We start from the raw sequence: 16,171 nt of genomic DNA, 5'->3' as shown, positions 1-16,171 counted from the left end.
CAGATCGTCATCGATCTTCACGTACAGTGCCGTGATGAGGGTGTTCAGGTCGGTCGACACAACCGGATCTTGAACACCCTCACCTCGTTCATGCACCCCACCAGCCGTTAGGACTTACTCATCTAGGGCTTGGCGGGCATCGCGGAGCCGCACCGCACCGCGCCGCGGCGAGGCGCTGTGGTCGGCGGCGCCAGCCCGCAGCAGGCCGCGGGAAGGGCCCGGTCGTGCGTCCCCCGGTGCCGCCGGCCGGGCCGCCCGGGCGAGCCCGCACCGGGCGGGCGGGGCCGCGACGCGCGCGGGGCGCGCCGACCGCGTGGCGCGGAAATCGGATGCCGACGCCGCCTCCGCCACCCCACAATGCGGTGGCATGCACACCGCCCTCACCGACTACTGGCCGCTCGCCGGCCTCCGCGTCACCACGCCCCGGCTCGAACTGCGGCTGCCCACCACGGACGAGCTGGTCCAGCTGGCCGAACTCGCCGGCGAGGGCGTCCACCCGCCCGAGGAGATGCCGTTCCTCTTCCCCTGGACCGACCTGCCGCCGCCCGAGCGCGGCCGCTCCGTCATCCAGTACCACTGGCGGATGGCGGGCCAGTGGGTCCCGGAGAACTGGGCGCTGGAACTCGCCGTCCTCCACGAGGGCCGACCGGTCGGCGTCCAGTCCATCGCCGCGAAGAACTACGCCACGCTCCGCCAGGTCGAGAGCGGCTCCTGGCTCGGCCGGGCCCACCAGGGCAAGGGCATCGGCACCGAGATGCGGCAGGCCGTCGTCCACCTGGCCTTCGCCGGCCTGGACGCCACCGACGTCGTCTCCGGCGCGCTCAGCCACAACACCACCTCGCAGGCCGTCTCCCGCAAGGTCGGCTACCGGCCGGACGGCATCGCCCGCCACGTGGTCCGGGACGTCGCCGTCACCGAGCACCGCTACCGCCTCACCCGCGACGAGTGGACGGCCGACGCCGCCGAGCGGCCGCCCGTCACCGTCACCGGCCTCGAACCGTGCCGGCCGCTCTTCGGGCTCTGACCACGGGCGCCGGGGGAGCCGGGCCAGCGGTCCGCTACGTACCTGGGGCCCACCCCGCTGCCGCACGCGTGGTGAGGTGTCCCGAGCCCCGTTCGGTGGCAGGGAGTTGAGAGGACGCACACGAAGGGGGAGGGCCTGTGGATCCGGAGATCGCCGCGTTGGCCGGCTCGGCGGGGACGACGATCGTGACGTTGGCGGCCACCGACGCGTGGGAGCGGGCCAGGGACGGCCTCGTCGCCCTCTGGCGCCGGGCGCGCCCCACGGGGGCCGACGCCGTGGGGGACGAACTGTCGACCACCCGCGACGAGTTGGCCACGGCGGGGCCCGAGGACACCGAGACCGAGCGCGAGCTGGTGGCCCAGTGGCGCGGCCGGGTCCGGCGGCTGCTGGTCGCGCACCCGGAACTCGAGAGCGAACTGCGGGCGCTGCTGGCGGAGTTGACCGAGGAGCCGGGGCGGCCGCCCGCCGCCCCGACCATCACCCAGCACGCCACCGCCTCCGGCAACGCCCGCGTCTACCAGGCCGGCGGCGACATGCGCATCGGCTGAGCGCCGGGCCGGCCGCCGTGGCGGTTCCCCGGGTCAGCTTCCGTACTGCTTGGTGTCCGGGTGCTCGACCAGCAGGACGTGGGCGTACTCCTCCGCCACCGGCCGGTGCCGCACGCCGCGCCGCACGACGAACAGTTCGCCGGCCCGCAGCGGGACCGGGTCCTGGCCCTCCAGCTCGATGCGGAGGCTGCCGTCCCAGCACAGGAACATCTCGTCCTCGTCGTGGTGGTGCCAGGGGAACGCGCCCTCGACCCGGGCCAGCCGTACCACGGTGGTGTCGTTCACCCGGGCCAGCTCGTGCTGCTGGAAGGGGCCGGGGAGCGCGGCGATCGCCTCGGGCACGGAGCGCGCGGCGGTGCCGGTGGGAGTGATGTCTGTCGTCATGACCCCGATCCTCACCCGCGTCGGGAGCGCCGCCCAGGGCCAATGCCGCAGAATTGGTTCGTCAACCGAGCCAATTCGAGCGTCGCGGAGGATCCGGACCATGCCCCTGACCCCGGCCGAGCTGGCCGACCGCCTGGGCCGCTGGTCCTCGGGGCGCGGCCCGCTCCACCTGCTGCTCGCCGCGCGGCTGCGGCGCCTCGTCGACGAGGGCGAGCTGCCGCCGGGCGCCGCCCTGCCGCCCGACCGTGCCCTGGCCGCCGCGCTCGCGGTCGGGCGCGGCACCGTCGTCGCCGCCTACGAGCACCTGCGCGTCGAGGGCCGCATCGTCCGCCGTCAGGGCAGCGGCACCCGGGTGGCGGGGCCCGCCAGGCCCGGGCCGCGCGAGACCACCGGCGCGCCGGTCTTCCTCCACCTGCTCGAACCCGACGACGACGTGATCCAGCTGGCCTGCGCCGCGCCCGTCGCGCCCCCGCCGGTGCTGCTGGCCGCCTACCAGCGGGCGCTGCCCCACCTGGCCACCGTCACCGACGACATCGGCTACCGCCCGACCGGCCACCCGCGGCTGCGGCGTGCCGTCGCCGAGTACTACGCGCGGCGCGGCCTGCCGACCGAGCCGGAGCAGATCGTGATCACCAACGGCGGCCAGCAGGCGCTCTCGCTGCTGGCCCGCGCCTTCGTGGAGCCGGGTGGCCGGGTGCTGGTCGAGGCGCCCACCTACCCGGGCGCGCTGGAGGCGTTCGGTGAGCAGGCCGCGCACGTCCGGGCGCTGCCGATCGGCCTCGACGGCTTCGAGTCGGCGGTCGCCGCCCCGGCCCGCCGGCCCGACCTCGCCTACCTGGTGTCCACCCACCACAACCCGACCGGGGCGGTCCTGCCGCCGCTCGTCCGCCGTCGACTGGCGCGGGCCGCGGCCGCCGCCGACGTGCCGCTCGTCGACGACGAGGTCCTCGCCCACCTGACCTTCCCGGGCCAGGAGACGCCACCCCCGCTGGCCGCCTACGCCGAGACCGGGACCGGGATCGTCACCGTCGGCTCGCTGAGCAAGAGCGTGTGGGGCGGGCTGCGCATCGGCTGGATCCGCGCCGCCCGGCCGGTCGTCGACCGACTGGCCCGGCTCCGCGCCGTCCACGACCTGGGCGGCAACGTGCCCGCGCAGCTCGCCGCCGCCGAACTGCTGCCGGATCTCGAGGAGCACTGCGCCCGGCTGGCCGCCGAGCGCCGCGACCGGCACGACCATCTGCGGGCCGAGCTGGCGCGGCTGCTGCCCGGGTGGCGGGTCCCGCCCGCCACCGGCGGCCAGACGCTGTGGGTGCGGTTGCCGCACGGCGACGGCGACTCCTTCGCCCAGGTGGCGCTGCGGCACGGCGTGGCCGTGGTCCCCGGCGCGGGCCTCGACGCCTCCGGCGGCAGCCGGCGGCAGCTGCGCCTGCACTCCTTCGCCCCGACCGACGTGCTGACCGAGGCGGTCCGCCGGCTGGCCGCCGCCTGGCGGGTCTACGGCGGCGACGGGGACGACGGGGACGACGCCCCCTCCCCGCGGGCGCTGGCCGTGTGACGCGGCCCGGTGGCCCCGTCAGTTTCGAGTGAGGCTCCCGGCGAGTGCCCGGCCGGCGTCGCGGGCGGCGGCGAGCGCCCGGGCGCGCTCCTCCTCGGCGAGGTCCCGCAGGTCCGCCATGGCGGGGGTGACGGCGGCGAGGGTGAGCTCCCGCTTGATGACGGTGAGCTCGGCCTGCCAGATGTCGGCGAGCACGCGCTCCAGGTACGGGGTGGAGTGGTCCCAGCCCTCGCGCGGCGTCCCGGGGCCGTAGCCGCCGCCGAGGGTGGTGACCAGCACGGTGGGGGTGCCGTTCAGCACCGGGGTGGTGGCGCCGGCGCCCGCGATGACGAGGTCCACCCAGGTCTTGAAGTGCTGCGAGACGCCGTAGTTGTACAGCGGCACGGCCAGGATCGCGGCGTCCGCGTCCTGGAGCTCCTGGGCCAGGGTCCCGCCCAGGGCGAGGGCGTCGCGCTGCTCCCGGGTGCGCTCCGCCTCGGCGGCGAAGGCCCCGACGGTGGCGGCCGCCCAGGCGTCGGCGGGCAGCGAGTCGACGCCGAGGTGGCGGCGGGTCACCGTGGCGTCCGGGTGCGCCGCGAGCCACTCGGCCTCGGCGACGTCGGCGATCTCGGCGCTGGCGGAGGTGCCGGGCAGGATGCTGGCGTCGAGGCGGAACAGGTTCATGGTCGGGTGTCTCCTCGCAGGTGAAAGGGGCCGTGGCGGCGCGGGACGGCCGCACGTTCGGCATAACCGGACTTTACCCCGCTTTCATTCCCGGGGGTAGGTTGAGCCTCGTGGACCGGTCACTCGTGCCCCTGGGAAAGCCGCGCGGCGAGCGCGCCGACGCCGCGCGCAACCGCGAGCACCTGCTGAGCACGGCCCGCGCGATGATCGCGGAGCACGGCGTGGAGAAGGTGACGATGGACGGCCTCGCCGAGCGCGCCGGCCTCGGCAAGGGCACCGTCTTCCGCCGCTTCGGCACCCGGGCCGGGATCTTCCGGGCGCTGCTCGACGACGACGAGCGGCGCTTCCAGGAACAGGTGCTCTCCGGCCCCCCGCCGCTCGGCCCCGGCGCCGACCCGGCGCAGCGGCTGATCGCCTACGGCCGCGCCCGCGTGCCCTTCCTCCTGGACCACCTCGCCATCGCGCGGGCCGCGATGGCGAGGAACGGGGGCTTCCCGAGCGACGCGGTGAGCTTGACCCGGCTGCACTTCCGCGTGCTGCTCGGCGAGGCCCGCGTCGAGTCGCCCAGCCTGGACGGCCTCGCGCTCCAGCTCACCGCCGCCCTGGAGGGCCCGCCGCTGCTGTACCTGAACCTGCCGGAGCTGAGCGCGCCCCCGGGACCGGAGGTCGGCCGCTCCCTCGTCGACAGCTGGCAGGCGCTGATCGAACGCGTCGTCTCGCGCTAGCGGGCCGGGCGCGCGGCGGCCTCACGTCTCCGGCGGGAACCAGGCCGTCAGGGTTCCCGGGGCGATCGGCAGCGAGACGTGCTCGTGCGCGATCAGCCACCCGCCGCCCCGACCGACGTGCTGACCGAGGCGGTCCGCCGGCTGGCCACGGCCTGGCGGGCCCACGGCGGCGGCGACGACCCGGGCCGGTCCCCCGCGTGCTGGCGGTGTGACGCCGCGACCCGGCGTCGACGAGGAGGCGCGGGGCGTCGGGCGGCCGGCTATCGAGGGGCGACGCCGTCCTGGAACTCGGTGAGCCAGGCCCTGAAGTCCGCCTCACCGTGGAGGAACGTCCCGGTTCCGGTCTTGAGATCGGCGCCGCCCAGGCGGTCCAGTGCGTTCCAGACCGTCTCGTCCTCCAACTCGGGGGCGTCGCCCTCCATGGTCGCCATCGCCCAGTCGGCCGTGTCGCCCGCCGATTCGGGGTCGGTGAGCAGTCGACGCAGTCGGTGTTCGATCTCGGCGCGCAGGTCCGTCACCCGTCGATGGTAGCGCCCGAGCCCGGGCCGTTCCTTCGCGCGGTGTTCAGAACGTGCCGGTGAAGTTTCCGTCGACGTCGAAGGTGTAGTGCACCTTCTCCCCGCCCGTGACATTGACATCCGGCCGGACGATCCGCACGTTGCCCTGTTGGTCCAGGGTCTCGTGCCAGATCCGTTTGGCTCCGGTGGCCGGGTCCCACTCCCTGACCATCCTGCGGCCCACCATCTCACCCGGGTTGCGGGCCTCGGCGATCCGCCCGTAGAAGCGGATGCGGCCGTTCTCCAGTTCCCGGTACCCGCCCTTCCCGTACTTCTTCGACTGCTTGTTGAACTCCCCCATCAGGGACGGGTCGAGTCCGTGCGGAGCAAGGCCCAGGGGGTCGCTCCACGTGTGGGGGTTGTGCGGGTAGGTGTAGTGGTTCGCCGCCGGACCGAGGCCGAGGGGGTCGGGGGAGGTGAACCGGGCGGTGCGCGGGTCGTAGTGCCGGAACAGGCTGTAGTGCCAACCGGTCTCGTCGTCCGCGTACTGGCCGGGGAAACGCAGCGGCGTGGCCGGCCGCTCGCCCCCGCCGCCCGGCACGTCGACACCCCAGACGGTGCGCCTGGCCCGCCACGCCGTGACACCGCCCTCTCCGACCAACTCCACCGGCCCGCCCACGAGGTCGGTGACGATGGCGTAGAAACGACGATCGACCTCGTGGTCGGTGAGGGACTCGGTCTGGGTGACCGGGTGGAGCCCCAGGTAGTCCCACGTCATCGTCGTCTCGGCGGTCGTCTGTTCGACGAGGCTCTCCTCGAGCCAGGAGAAGACGACCCGCTGACAGACCGTCCCGTCCTCGCGGCGCTGCTCCTTCTCGATCCGGCGACCCAACGGATCGTAGGCGTACTCCCAGCGGGCACCGTCAGGTGTGGTGACCGCCACCAGGTGGTCCTCGGCGTCCCACTCGTAACGCCAGGTGTCGGGCCTGCGCGACAGCCTGGCGCGTTGGCGCAGCACCACGCGGCCGGCGGCGTCGTACTCGTAGCGGGTGTGTCCGGCCCGGGCGACGCGGGAGCCGTCGTAGGCGCGCTCGCCGAGGGAGTCGGAGGGGGCCTCCTCGGGCCAGGTCCCCGTGACCTGGTTGCCGGCCGCGTCGTAGGCGTACCGCTCGGACCAGGCCGGGCCGTCGACGCCGGTGATGCGGCCCAGTGGGTCCAGCGCGTAGGAGAACCCGGCGGTCTCGTCCCGCGTCTCCCGGCGGGCACCGACCAGGTAGGCGTCGGGCCGGTACCGGTAGGTCGTGCGGTGGTGGGCGGTGGCGTCGGGGCCGACGGTTCGCTGTTCGGTCAGCCGACCGGCCAGGTCCCAGGAGCGGCTCAGCGTCACACAGTCGGAGACGTGCCGCGTGATCTCGCGCCCCACGGCGTCGTGTTGGAAGGTCAGCAGCCGGTCACCGCTGCTCAGCGATTCGGGACGGCCGGCGGCGTCGTAGCTCCACCGGCTCGACTGACCTGACGGGGTGGTGCGGGTCAGCACCCGCCCGAGGGGATCGAAGGTCCGGGTCACGGTGCGGTCGTCGATGGTCTCCGACACCAGGCGGCCCAGGACGTCCCACCGCCGTTCGAGCCTGCTGTCGGGGCCGGCCGCGTGCGTCAGCCGGCCCTCGGGGTCGTGGGCGTAGCTGGTGACCGCGCCGTCGAGTGTCTTGGCCACGATGCGCCCCATCGGGTCGCGCACGTAACCGACCCGCTGCCCCAGACTGTTGGTGCGCCCGACCAACTGTCCGACGGCGTCCAGCGTGTAGTGGACGACGCGCCCGTCGAAGTCGGACTCGCCGACCAGCCGACCGGCCGCGTCGTAGGTGTAGTCCCAGCTCCTGTCCAGCGCGTTGACCACCGTGACCAGGCGGAGTTCCGTGTCGCGGTGGAGTTCGAAACGCGAGCCGTCCGGATCCGTCTGGGCGCTCGGCAGGTCGAAGGGGCCGTACTCGAAGCGGGTGGTGTTCCCGTTCTCGTCGGTGTGGGCGAGGCAGTTGCCCTCACCGTCCCAGGCCCAACTCCGGGTGTTCCCGAGCGCGTCGACGCTGCGTGCCGGGTGACCCTCCCGCGTCCACTCCATCCGGACCGTGCCGCCCAACGGGTCCGTGACGGCCGTGACACGGCCCATCGGGTCGTACTCGTAGCTGGTGACCTGGCCCAGCGGATCGACCACGGCGGTCGGCAGGCCGGCCGCGTTGCGGCGGAACTCGGTGCGCCGGCCCAGCGCGTCGGTCAGTGCGACGACCGCGCCGTGTTCGTCGTAGACGTAGTGGGTGCGCTGACCGGCCGGGTCGAGCAGCACCGTCCGGTTGCCGGCCGCGTCATAGGCCTGGCGCCACACCGAGCCATCGGGCCTGACCACCTCGGTCGGCAGGTGCAGTTCGTTGTACTCGGCGCGGATCTCACCGCCGTCGGGACGCACGATCAGGCCGAGATCACCGGCCTCGTCCCACACGTGGCGGGTGGTGTGGCCGAGTGCGTCGGTGACGGTCAGGGCGCGGTCGTAGCGGTCCCACTCCTGGCCGGTGGTGTGGCCCAGCGGGTCGGTCCTGGAAACCAGTTGGAAGCTGTCGTTGAACTGGTAGAGCGTCTCGTGACCCCAGGGAGTCGGTGACGACCGTGCGATGGTTCTCCGGGTCGTAGGCGTACCCGTACTCGAGGGCGCGGTCGGTGCCGGTGGTGAAGACGCAGCGACCCGCGGGGTCGTACTCGTAGGAGTACCAGTAGCCGTTTCGGTCCTCCCAGCGAGACATCCGGAACTGGTCGTCGTAGAAGAACCTGACGGGTTGACCGGAGGAGTTGGTGATCTCGGCAAGGAGGCCCGCGGCGTCGTAGCCGTACGACAGGAGGGTGGGCTGATCGGGGTCGCTGAGCAGCCGCAGTGCCGTGATCCGGCCGTTCTCGGTGGTGATTCCGACGTGGTAGCCGCCGGAATGGTGGAGGTCGGTGGGGGCACCCTCCGCGTCGTAGGCGAGTTGGACGCGGTTGTCGTTGCGGTCGGTGATCGCGATGAGGGGCAACTCGCCGCCGGGACGGCCCGGAGTGGGGGCGAAGTGGAGAACCTCCCCTGTCTCCCCCTGGCAGATGCTCAGGGGCGCTTCGGGTTGGCCGTCCCATTCCAGGGTCCATCGAGGGCCCTCGACGGGGAGGACGGGCTGGCCCGGAATGGGCCTGGGGTAGAGCAGCGTCATGCCGTCGGCGGTCAGCAGCCGGGCGCCGTACTCGTCGAGGACGATGCGCTGGTCGAGGGTGGAGGCCCACGACGTGCCGAACCAACCGCCGTGCCGATAGGAGGAGATGTGGTGGCGCTCGACGATCAGCGGCAGTATGCCGGGGAGTTCGACGTCGACGGCGGACATCAGCAGCTCGCCGGTGGCGACGTCCACCGGGTCGCCGCAGGCGGTCCGGCCGTTCAACGGGATGCCCTCGCCCCGGGTGCGCCGGCCGAGGCCGAGCGCGCCCTGGCGTAGTCCGCGCAGTCCGGTGGAGCCGAGGGAGCGTGCGCCTCGGGCGAGGCCGCCGAGGGTGGTGAGGCCCTTCATGCCGGGGATGCAGTCGAGGGCGGCGAAGGCGACGTCCCAGAGGGAGGCGCGGCCGTTGGCGTAGTCGTAGAGGGTGTCGGCGAGGACGACGAGCGCGGCGGCCAGCACCACGAGGGCGATCGGCCCGCCGATGATCATGGCGACGATGCCGAGGACGGCGACGACGACCTTGCAGATCTCGACGATGGTGTCCCAGTTCTCGGACACCCAGTGGATCGCGTCCTCCCACCAGGAGCGGTTCTGGATGCCGGCGTCGGACGCATCGTCGATCTCGGACGCACAGGTGCGGGCGGCCTCCTCCCGCATCTCCTTGGCGTCCAGCGCAAGTTGGCGTGCCGCAGACAGCGCCTCCTCGGCGCTGTCGACCCGGGACTGGGCGGAACTGGCCGCGCTCTGGGCGGCGTTCGCGTCCCGGGTCGCGGCCCGGACCTCCGCTTCCGAGGGCGGCTCGACGCCCTCCCGCTCGCCCTCGCGCTCGATCCGCTCGGCCTCGTCCCCGGCCCGGGACACCCAGTCCTGCGCGTCGGACAACGCGGCCTGGGCGGTGGAGAGGTCGGCCTGTGCGCTGATCGCCCGGTCCAGGGCACGGTCGGCCATGCCCTGCGCGGTCTCCAGCTTCGGCCAGTACGTCTGCAGGGCCTGGGCCGCCATGTCGTACGACGTCTGGAGCTTCTGAAGATTGCCCGGCACGCCGTCGAACTCGCTGCGGAACGCCTCGGCCGAGAGACCGGCCCAGTCCATCACCGCCCGGTCCTCCGCCATGCCACGGATGCGGCCGAGCGCCTCGCCGACGTCGTCCGCGAAGGTTTGCAGTGAGTCGGCGAGGGTCCGCACCTCGTCCGGGTCGCCAGGTGTCGGATCCGACTCCATGTCCACCGGTGACCAGTCGGACGGGCGCGCCATGTTTCCCCCAAGTTCCCCGTTCCAGAATGCGCTTGAACGCTACAGAGGGGCCGCGTGGGCCGGCAACGCGCTGCGCGGATCGTCGGTTTCCGGGGTAGATCCATTATGCGAGTGCCCGGAGCGCCCTGTCACCGTTCGCCAGGACGATTTCTTGCCCTTCTATGCCTGTTTAGGGTTGCGAACGTCGAACCCGACACACATGGTGAGGAGGAGTCGAGCGTGGCACAGGACATCGCGGAACTGGCCGCGGAACTCACGGAGATGGCCGCGGCCGATCACCGGCTGGCGGTCCGCGGGCACAGCGAGGACCCCGCCGAGCAGTTGGCGTGGCGCCGGCTGACCGCGCGGCACGGCGACCGGCTCGGCGAGATCATGGACGCGCACGGCTGGCCGACGGCAGACACGGTCGGTGAGGAGGCAGCCCGCGCTGCCTGGCTGATCGCCCAGCACGCCGACCGGCAACTCGACGTCCAGCGCCGCGCCCTCCGTCTGCTGGAGCAGGCGGTCGCGGCGGGCTCGGCCAGCCCCCGTGACCTGGCGTTCCTCCGGGACCGCACGCTGGTCAACGAGGGACGCGAGCAGATCTACGGCACACAGATCGCCGGCGTGCGGGACGGGGCGCCGGTCCCGTGGCCCTGCGCCGAGCCCGAGCGGGTGGACGAACTGCGTGCGGAGGTCGGCATCGAACCCTTCGCCGAGTACGTGGCCAGGTACGCGATCGCCTGACGCCGAGGGCGCGCGGCGGCCAGTATGTGCGCGAATGCGACGTCGTCGCCGGTCGCGATGGTGAGGTCGTGGGGCTCCAGGGGGATGGGGCGGTCCACAGGTACGACGCGACAGCCCTCCGAAATGTCAGGTCCCGCCCTGGTCACCGGCCGTCGCGCCGGCGTACGCGGCCAGGCCCTCGACCATCCGCCGCATGAAGCGGGTCAGGTACCACCGCCAGAACGGCCCGGAGAGCGGCAGCTTCGGCTCGAAGACCGCCGACCAGGTGATGTCGGTGCCACCGTCCGACGCCTCGGCCAGCTCGACCGTGCCCCGGTAGCTCCGGAACGGGCCGCCGTTGTTCTCGTAGCCGAACCGCCGGTCGGCGACCAGTTCGACGACCGGCTCCCGGGAGATCGCCCGGCCGGTACGGAACACCCTGATGTCGCCGCCCCGTTGGGGCTCCGACGGGTCGCCGCCGCCCTCGATCTCGGCGGCGTCGATCGGCGACCAGACCGGCCAGGTCGCGGCGCGGACGAGCGCGGCGAACACGACGGCGCGGCCGGCGGTGGAGTGTGCGGTGACGGTGTAGCTGTGTGGCATCCCGCCACGCTAGGGTCGCCGCCGCCGGCGCGGCCATGCGCCCGATTGCCGACCTGTCGGTCACATCTTGCGGTAGGCCGAGGGCCGGACGCCGACGTGTTTCAGGAACGCCGAGGACAGGCTCCCGGGAGTGGAGAAGCCGCAGCGCTCGGCGACCCGCTGGACGGTGAGGTCGGTGCCGGCCAGCAGCCGCCGTGCCTCCTCGATCCGCAGCCGGGTCAGGTACCGGTGCGGCGTCTCGCCGGTGGCCTCCCGGAAGACGCGGATGAAGTGGTAGACGCTCAACCGGACTTCGGCCGCGAGCTCGGCGAGCGTCAGCGGGTCGGCGAGCCGCTCCCGCATGAGCGCGACGGCCCGGCGGACCGCCGCGTGTTCGCCCCCGGGCCGGGGCCCCTCCCGTCCCCGGCTCAACAGGTGCGTCACAAGGAAGGCCGCGGCGGACTCCCCGTACAGGTCTCCCGCCTCCCGGGCGCCCGGCAGCGCGCGCACCACCTGCTCGACGACCGCGTCGCCGCCGCCGAGGCCCGCCGCCATCGCCTCGAAGTCCGGTCCCGGTCCGCCCAGTTCGGCCGCCGTCCGCTCGACCACGGCCCGCGGCACGTGCACCTGGACGGTGCGCAGCGCCGACGCCGCGCGGTAGCTCCGCACGCTCGACCGGCCCGGCACCATGAGCTCCAACCGCCCCGACACCCAACGCCGCTTGGCCGCCCTGCCGCCGCCGTGCGTCGTCCGCATCACCGCCTCCCCGCCCGTGCAGAGCACGAGATGCAGATCGGCCACCCCGGGCAGCGGCAACGCCTCCGCCTCGGGCGCGTGCGCGAAACACTGCACCAGCACCGACCGCCACCCCGCGTCGCTCCAACTGCAGTAGGTGCGCCGCACGACCCCCGCCATGTCGAAACCGGCGTACGGCCGCAGGTCGAAGTCGGACGAGTCGAACACGGCACAACCCTACGGTCGGCGAGATGAGAGGGTGTGCGGCATGGCCGTCATCCACCGCACCGAACTCAGGCCGAGCAAGCTGGAACTCCTCGCCGCCTGGCTGCCCACCCGCACCTGGTACCACGGCGGCGCGGGCGAACCGACGTTGGCCAAGGCCGGCGGCTTTCGGCTGGACGACCCGGCGGGCGAGGTCGGGATCGAGTTCATGGTGGTCACCGACGCCTCGGCCGCGTATCTGGTGCCGCTCAGCTATCGCGGTGCCCCGCTCGACGGCGCGGAGGACGCCCTCGTCGGCACCATGGAACACGGGGTGTTGGGCCGCCGCTGGGCCTACGACGGCTGCCACGACCCGGTGCTCGTCGGCCAGTTGATGGCGCTGATCGAGGGGCGGGCCCAGGCGCAGGCCCAGAACGTCAGCGATACCCCCGACCGCGAGGTCGCCCGGGCCCACACCGGCACGGGCCCGGTCCCCACGGAGTTCACCGCCGTCGTCGACGACCGGGACGGCACCGAACTGCGCGCGGCCCACGACACGACGCTCCGCCTGCACCGCGCCCTGCGACCCGCCCCGGACGGCCGGGTCCTGCCCCCGTCGGGGGCCACCGGCCATGTCGCCGGCGCCTGGCGGACACCGGACGGCCCACGCGCCCGAGGACTGTTCGCCGTCCTGCGCACCGACGGCCGGTCGGCCGGGACGAGCCGCTGAACGACGAGCCGCGGGCCCGTACGCACACACAGGTGATCCGGCCTCTCGCCTATGGCCTCGTCCGAGGCGGCCGTGTTCCATCGGACTTCTCGGAACGATTCCCCTCGCCTGACGGAAGGACCTGATGAGCACCGACGCCGGTTCGCTGACCCCCCAGGACCTCGAGTTCCTCCGCCGCCCCCTGCACGGGTTCCTCTCCGTGGCCGGGGGGCCGACCCCGCCACAGCCCCGACCGGTGTGGTTCGAGGCCACCGCCGAGGGCACCGTCCAACTCTTCACGGCCCCGAACTCGCCCAAGATCCGGCGTCTGCGCCACGACCCCCGCGCCTCGCTCGTCGTCGCCGCCCCGGTCGGCGAACGCGAGCGCTGGATCGCGGTCGCCGGCCGCACGACGGTGGAATCCGACGGTGCACACGAGCTGTGCACCCGCCTGGCCGCCCGCTACTGGGACCTCGACGACCCGGTCCGCGCCGCCGAACTCACCGACATCCTGGCCGGCGACTGGGTGCGCCTCGTCATCCACCCGGAGAGCGTGAGCCGCTACACCAACTGACCACCGGGGACTGCCGCCCCCGGGGGCGCGGGGCAGGCAACCACGCGGCCGCCCATGCCGTCTCACCTGCCGACACGCGGGCGTACGTACTGTCGTTCGTCCACCGGGCACCGTTGCTGGAGGCACCCATGGCCGTGGTCGGCCTGTTCTGGATCACCGAGGACTCCGTGTACCTGGGCGCCGCGCCCGGCGGCACGGCGTCCGGGGTTCGGCTGACGGAGGATGGCGTCGAAGTCCTGGGCGAGGACCACGGCACGTCGTGGAGCTGGGGCGAGGTGCGGCGGATCGAGGTCCGTGACGTGCCGGTGCGGTCCGCCGCCCGCCGGTTCGTGTCCATGGCCTTCGACACGCTGTACACGGCGGTGACCGGCGACGGCGAGCTCCCGTTCGCCTACACGGTGGACGTGGAGACCGCCGACGGCACCGTCGAGGTGAGCGTCGTCTCGGCCATCACCGGCGGGATCTACACGCCCGACGAGTACGAACTCTCCCGCACCCTCCTCGGCCGACTTGTCGACGGCGGCGCGACCGTCGGTGACCTGCTGGCGTGGCGCCGTGACCACGCGACGGACGACACCCCGCCCCGCGAGGAGCGCGAAGCGCTGCTCCGGAAGTGGGCCGAAGGCGCCTAGGGATTCACGGCGTTGGGCATCCACGCCCGCAACGGCCGCTGGATCAGCTCCCGGTAGGAGTGGTGGGACGGGTGCCGCCCGGCGTGGTCGCGCACCCAGTGCGCGACCTGTTCCTCGTCGGCGAGGACGTCGGAGGCGTTCAGGCAGACGGCGCACTGGGCGCCGAAGACGGTCGGCTCGGCGTCGGGCTCGTCGTCGAGGGCGACGATCCACTCCTCGAACCGGTAGACGGAGCGGGTCACTTGGGGTCCCCGCCGTTCCTGCTCAAACGGTTCGCCTCGCTCCGGGCGTTGACCTCACGAAGCCGTTCACGCAGCCGATCGGCGGTGCTTTCATCCGGCTCAGGGGTTGTTGGCGTGTCGTTCATGGATGCGCTCCCCTCCACCTCGGCGCGATGGCAGAGCGCAACCGTATTGCTGCGCAGCGGAGCGTCGCAACTGTGTGTCGCGGCGGAGATGGGGAGATCCTGAGGTGGTTTCAGATGCGGCTGGCGAGCCGCCCCGTCTTGATCTCGTGGAGAAGCGCACGGAGTCGTGAACCATTCGTCGCGACCGTCACGTGCGGCGCATCGCTTTCACGTATCCGGAACAGGTTGTCGCTACGGGCCAGTTCGACACAATCCCCGTGTTCCGTCGAATAAGACGACTTCTGCCATTGCGTCTTGGACATATCCGCCTTCTCAGATGCTGCGGGCGATCTGCAGAATGAGATCGCGTGCCTCCTTGGGCTGGGTCGACAATTCTTGCACACGGTCAAGGATGGCACGATGATTCCTGAGGTGGACATCGGCGTCCAGCAGCACCGAGCCGTAGCCGGTGTCGAGTTGCACCGTGTCCAGCGCCGATACGGCGGCCGACGCGTAGAGGGTGGAAATTCCCCAGATCGGGAATGCGCCTGCGGAAAACGGCACGACACGCACGGTGACGTTGTCGCGTTCCGAGGCGTCCGCCAGGTATTCGAGCTGCCCCTGTGTGACCCTTCGGCCGCCGAACTGCATCCTCAGTGCCGCTTCGTGGACAAGGAACGTACAGTGCGGCGGGTCTTCCCTGTCCAGAATGTCGCGGCGTCTCATTCGATGCGACAGTCGGCGCCGAAGTTCGACCGGGGACAACTCGGGGACGGTCGTGGCGAATACGGTCCTGGCATATTCCTCGGTCTGCAACAGCCCGGGGATGTGGGTGACCTGCATGGAGCGCAGCGCCTTCGCATGGTGTTCGAGCTCCGCCAAGTCGAGCCATCCGGGCGGGAGCGTGCCGCGGTACTCCTCCCACCAGCCCTTGACGCGCTCGTCGGCCATCGTCGCCAGCGCGTCCACGTACTCCCTGTCCGGACAGGCGTAGGCGCGCGCGAAGGTCCGCACGCGCTCCGCGCTCACCCCGAAGCGACCGGACTCGGTGTTGCTGATGCGGGTGCGGTCCATGTCCAGTAAGGCCGCCGCCTCTCCGCCGTTCAGGCCGGCGCGTTCGCGCATCTTGCGCAGCTCCGCGCCGAGACGTCGCTGTCGTGCGGTCGGTGCTGACCTGGGTGGCATCCGGTTTCCCCTCCCTGTGTCCAGGCGCTTGCGCTGCGTACTCTTCCATGCCGGCCGCATCTTTCAAAGCTGCTCCCGGCGGAGTAGCAAATGTCTTCCGCTGTGACGTATGGTCGTCGCCGTCTCACGTTGGGTAAGTGGGCGAACCCGCTCCGCGCCCAACCGCGTTGGGAGGGATCCGTAACCATGACCACCGCCGTCGCCCGCTCCTACCACCTCACCGCGCCGAACGTCGTGGACACCCCGCGGCTCGCGCGGAACCACGTCGCCGAGCTGCTCACCCTCGCCGGGCACGGAGAGCTCGTGGAGACGGCGCGACTACTTGTCAGTGAGGCGGTAACGAACGTGTACCAACACACCGCCGTCGCGCGGCTCTCGATCCGTACCGACATCGGTTCGGCGCGGGTTCGGGTGGCCGTGAAGGACGCCGCGCCGCGCCGTTGGCCGGCTGTCAACGGCCTTGAGCCCGACGCCGAAAGCGGCCGTGGCCTGGCCCTTCTCGACATGCTCGCCGCCGCGTGGGGCGTGACCTACCACGGCGCTCCGCGCCCGGAGGCGAAGACGGTCTGGTTCGAACTCCGGTCCGGCGGGGGTTGCTAGCCTGCTGTCCTGTTCAGGA

At 72.5% G+C, this 16,171-nt stretch carries 19 protein-coding genes; 9 read left to right on the top strand and 10 right to left on the bottom strand.

Annotated elements, in window-relative coordinates; translation table 11 throughout:
• The first annotated feature begins 367 nt into the window (after positions 1 to 367).
• Together RNC47_RS25850 and RNC47_RS25845 are read left to right on the top strand one after the other, a co-directional pair.
• Positions 368 to 1,024 carry a GNAT family N-acetyltransferase gene (locus RNC47_RS25850; RefSeq protein WP_311602022.1) on the top strand — a complete coding sequence of 219 codons (657 nt, stop codon included), beginning with the start codon at positions 368 to 370 and terminating at the stop codon, positions 1,022 to 1,024.
• 137 nt (positions 1,025 to 1,161) lie between these two features.
• Entirely contained in the window at positions 1,162 to 1,572 is a 411-nt protein-coding gene (locus RNC47_RS25845; protein ID WP_311602020.1) for a hypothetical protein, read from the top strand.
• A gap of 33 nt (positions 1,573 to 1,605) precedes the next feature.
• Here RNC47_RS25845 and RNC47_RS25840 read toward each other — a convergent pair whose 3' ends face one another.
• On the bottom strand, positions 1,606 to 1,956 hold the full coding sequence (locus RNC47_RS25840) for a cupin domain-containing protein (RefSeq protein ID WP_311602019.1): 351 nt from the start codon (positions 1,954 to 1,956) through the stop codon (positions 1,606 to 1,608).
• Positions 1,957 to 2,056: 100 nt separating this feature from the next.
• On the opposite strand from RNC47_RS25840, the gene RNC47_RS25835 reads away from it, so the two are divergent.
• Positions 2,057 to 3,511: an aminotransferase-like domain-containing protein gene (locus RNC47_RS25835; protein WP_311602017.1), complete on the top strand. Its 1,455-nt coding sequence runs from the start codon at positions 2,057 to 2,059 to the stop codon at positions 3,509 to 3,511.
• An 18-nt stretch (positions 3,512 to 3,529) separates the two neighbouring features.
• On the opposite strand, the gene RNC47_RS25830 is transcribed toward RNC47_RS25835, so the two are convergent.
• Positions 3,530 to 4,174, bottom strand: a complete 645-nt coding sequence (locus tag RNC47_RS25830; RefSeq protein WP_311602016.1) for an FMN-dependent NADH-azoreductase — start codon at positions 4,172 to 4,174, stop codon at positions 3,530 to 3,532.
• A gap of 110 nt (positions 4,175 to 4,284) precedes the next feature.
• Between RNC47_RS25830 and RNC47_RS25825 the strand changes: the two genes are divergently transcribed.
• Complete coding sequence (locus tag RNC47_RS25825) at positions 4,285 to 4,899, top strand: helix-turn-helix domain-containing protein (protein WP_311602015.1); 615 nt, start codon at positions 4,285 to 4,287, stop codon at positions 4,897 to 4,899.
• Positions 4,900 to 5,159: 260 nt separating this feature from the next.
• On the opposite strand, the gene RNC47_RS25820 is transcribed toward RNC47_RS25825, so the two are convergent.
• From RNC47_RS25820 to RNC47_RS25810, 3 genes are read right to left on the bottom strand one after another with little or no spacing between them, the layout of a single operon-like run.
• Positions 5,160 to 5,417, bottom strand: coding sequence for a DNA-binding protein (locus RNC47_RS25820; RefSeq protein ID WP_311602013.1), 258 nt, complete (start codon positions 5,415 to 5,417; stop codon positions 5,160 to 5,162).
• 46 nt (positions 5,418 to 5,463) lie between these two features.
• The gene (locus tag RNC47_RS25815) at positions 5,464 to 7,890 is read right to left on the bottom strand and encodes an RHS repeat-associated core domain-containing protein (RefSeq protein ID WP_311602012.1); all 2,427 of its coding nucleotides are present in this window, start codon (positions 7,888 to 7,890) and stop codon (positions 5,464 to 5,466) included.
• On the bottom strand, positions 7,871 to 9,880 hold the full coding sequence (locus RNC47_RS25810; protein WP_311602011.1) for a DUF6531 domain-containing protein: 2,010 nt from the start codon (positions 9,878 to 9,880) through the stop codon (positions 7,871 to 7,873). The genes RNC47_RS25815 and RNC47_RS25810 overlap by 20 nt, the downstream gene beginning before the upstream one ends.
• A 219-nt stretch (positions 9,881 to 10,099) precedes the next feature.
• On the opposite strand from RNC47_RS25810, the gene RNC47_RS25805 reads away from it, so the two are divergent.
• Positions 10,100 to 10,606, top strand: coding sequence for a DUF6624 domain-containing protein (locus RNC47_RS25805; protein WP_311602010.1), 507 nt, complete (start codon positions 10,100 to 10,102; stop codon positions 10,604 to 10,606).
• Positions 10,607 to 10,732: 126 nt separating this feature from the next.
• Here the strand turns inward: RNC47_RS25805 and RNC47_RS25800 are convergent, their stop codons facing one another.
• Both RNC47_RS25800 and RNC47_RS25795 read right to left on the bottom strand, forming a co-directional pair.
• Positions 10,733 to 11,188, bottom strand: a complete 456-nt coding sequence (locus RNC47_RS25800; RefSeq protein ID WP_311602006.1) for an SRPBCC family protein — start codon at positions 11,186 to 11,188, stop codon at positions 10,733 to 10,735.
• Between the two features lie 60 nt (positions 11,189 to 11,248).
• Positions 11,249 to 12,130, bottom strand: coding sequence for an AraC family transcriptional regulator (locus RNC47_RS25795; protein WP_311602005.1), 882 nt, complete (start codon positions 12,128 to 12,130; stop codon positions 11,249 to 11,251).
• 40 nt (positions 12,131 to 12,170) lie between these two features.
• Between RNC47_RS25795 and RNC47_RS25790 the strand changes: the two genes are divergently transcribed.
• The 3 genes from RNC47_RS25790 (at position 12,171) to RNC47_RS25780 (ending at position 14,021) form a co-directional block, all read left to right on the top strand.
• Positions 12,171 to 12,836, top strand: a complete 666-nt coding sequence (locus tag RNC47_RS25790; RefSeq protein ID WP_311602003.1) for a maltokinase N-terminal cap-like domain-containing protein — start codon at positions 12,171 to 12,173, stop codon at positions 12,834 to 12,836.
• A gap of 124 nt (positions 12,837 to 12,960) precedes the next feature.
• On the top strand, positions 12,961 to 13,389 hold the full coding sequence (locus RNC47_RS25785; RefSeq protein WP_311602001.1) for a pyridoxamine 5'-phosphate oxidase family protein: 429 nt from the start codon (positions 12,961 to 12,963) through the stop codon (positions 13,387 to 13,389).
• A gap of 128 nt (positions 13,390 to 13,517) precedes the next feature.
• The gene (locus RNC47_RS25780) at positions 13,518 to 14,021 is read left to right on the top strand and encodes a hypothetical protein (RefSeq protein WP_311601998.1); all 504 of its coding nucleotides are present in this window, start codon (positions 13,518 to 13,520) and stop codon (positions 14,019 to 14,021) included.
• Here RNC47_RS25780 and RNC47_RS25775 read toward each other — a convergent pair.
• The 3 genes from RNC47_RS25775 to RNC47_RS25765 all read right to left on the bottom strand — a co-directional run bounded on the left by RNC47_RS25775 (position 14,018) and on the right by RNC47_RS25765 (position 15,552).
• Positions 14,018 to 14,263 (bottom strand): DUF7848 domain-containing protein, encoded by a 246-nt coding sequence (locus tag RNC47_RS25775; RefSeq protein WP_311601997.1) that lies wholly within the window; start codon positions 14,261 to 14,263, stop codon positions 14,018 to 14,020. The genes RNC47_RS25780 and RNC47_RS25775 overlap by 4 nt on opposite strands.
• 235 nt (positions 14,264 to 14,498) lie before the next feature.
• Positions 14,499 to 14,690: a DUF397 domain-containing protein gene (locus RNC47_RS25770; protein WP_311601996.1), complete on the bottom strand. Its 192-nt coding sequence runs from the start codon at positions 14,688 to 14,690 to the stop codon at positions 14,499 to 14,501.
• Positions 14,691 to 14,700: 10 nt separating this feature from the next.
• Positions 14,701 to 15,552, bottom strand: coding sequence for a helix-turn-helix domain-containing protein (locus tag RNC47_RS25765; RefSeq protein ID WP_311601994.1), 852 nt, complete (start codon positions 15,550 to 15,552; stop codon positions 14,701 to 14,703).
• A gap of 186 nt (positions 15,553 to 15,738) precedes the next feature.
• Between RNC47_RS25765 and RNC47_RS25760 the strand changes: the two genes are divergently transcribed.
• Positions 15,739 to 16,152: an ATP-binding protein gene (locus RNC47_RS25760; RefSeq protein WP_311601992.1), complete on the top strand. Its 414-nt coding sequence runs from the start codon at positions 15,739 to 15,741 to the stop codon at positions 16,150 to 16,152.
• Positions 16,153 to 16,171 lie beyond the last annotated feature (19 nt).

Origin of the sequence: Streptomyces millisiae, assembly GCF_031845425.1 — a bacterium.
In the GTDB taxonomy this organism is placed as follows: Bacteria; Actinomycetota; Actinomycetes; order Streptomycetales; family Streptomycetaceae; genus Streptomyces; species Streptomyces millisiae.
The sequence above is the reverse complement of the archived record's forward strand: the minus strand, read 5'-3'. Positions and strand labels throughout refer to the sequence as shown.

Excerpts from the sequence above, each read along its gene's own strand:
- RNC47_RS25850 (WP_311602022.1), top strand. The coding sequence starts at position 368 with ATGCACACCGCCCTCACCGACTACTGGCCGCTCGCCGGCCTCCGCGTC.
- RNC47_RS25840 (WP_311602019.1), bottom strand. The coding sequence starts at position 1,956 with ATGACGACAGACATCACTCCCACCGGCACCGCCGCGCGCTCCGTGCCC.
- RNC47_RS25835 (WP_311602017.1), top strand. The coding sequence starts at position 2,057 with ATGCCCCTGACCCCGGCCGAGCTGGCCGACCGCCTGGGCCGCTGGTCC.
- RNC47_RS25830 (WP_311602016.1), bottom strand. The coding sequence starts at position 4,174 with ATGAACCTGTTCCGCCTCGACGCCAGCATCCTGCCCGGCACCTCCGCC.
- RNC47_RS25810 (WP_311602011.1), bottom strand. The coding sequence starts at position 9,880 with ATGGCGCGCCCGTCCGACTGGTCACCGGTGGACATGGAGTCGGATCCG.
- RNC47_RS25800 (WP_311602006.1), bottom strand. The coding sequence starts at position 11,188 with ATGCCACACAGCTACACCGTCACCGCACACTCCACCGCCGGCCGCGCC.
- RNC47_RS25790 (WP_311602003.1), top strand. The coding sequence starts at position 12,171 with ATGGCCGTCATCCACCGCACCGAACTCAGGCCGAGCAAGCTGGAACTC.
- RNC47_RS25785 (WP_311602001.1), top strand. The coding sequence starts at position 12,961 with ATGAGCACCGACGCCGGTTCGCTGACCCCCCAGGACCTCGAGTTCCTC.
- RNC47_RS25780 (WP_311601998.1), top strand. The coding sequence starts at position 13,518 with ATGGCCGTGGTCGGCCTGTTCTGGATCACCGAGGACTCCGTGTACCTG.
- RNC47_RS25770 (WP_311601996.1), bottom strand. The coding sequence starts at position 14,690 with ATGTCCAAGACGCAATGGCAGAAGTCGTCTTATTCGACGGAACACGGG.
- RNC47_RS25765 (WP_311601994.1), bottom strand. The coding sequence starts at position 15,552 with ATGCCACCCAGGTCAGCACCGACCGCACGACAGCGACGTCTCGGCGCG.
- RNC47_RS25760 (WP_311601992.1), top strand. The coding sequence starts at position 15,739 with ATGACCACCGCCGTCGCCCGCTCCTACCACCTCACCGCGCCGAACGTC.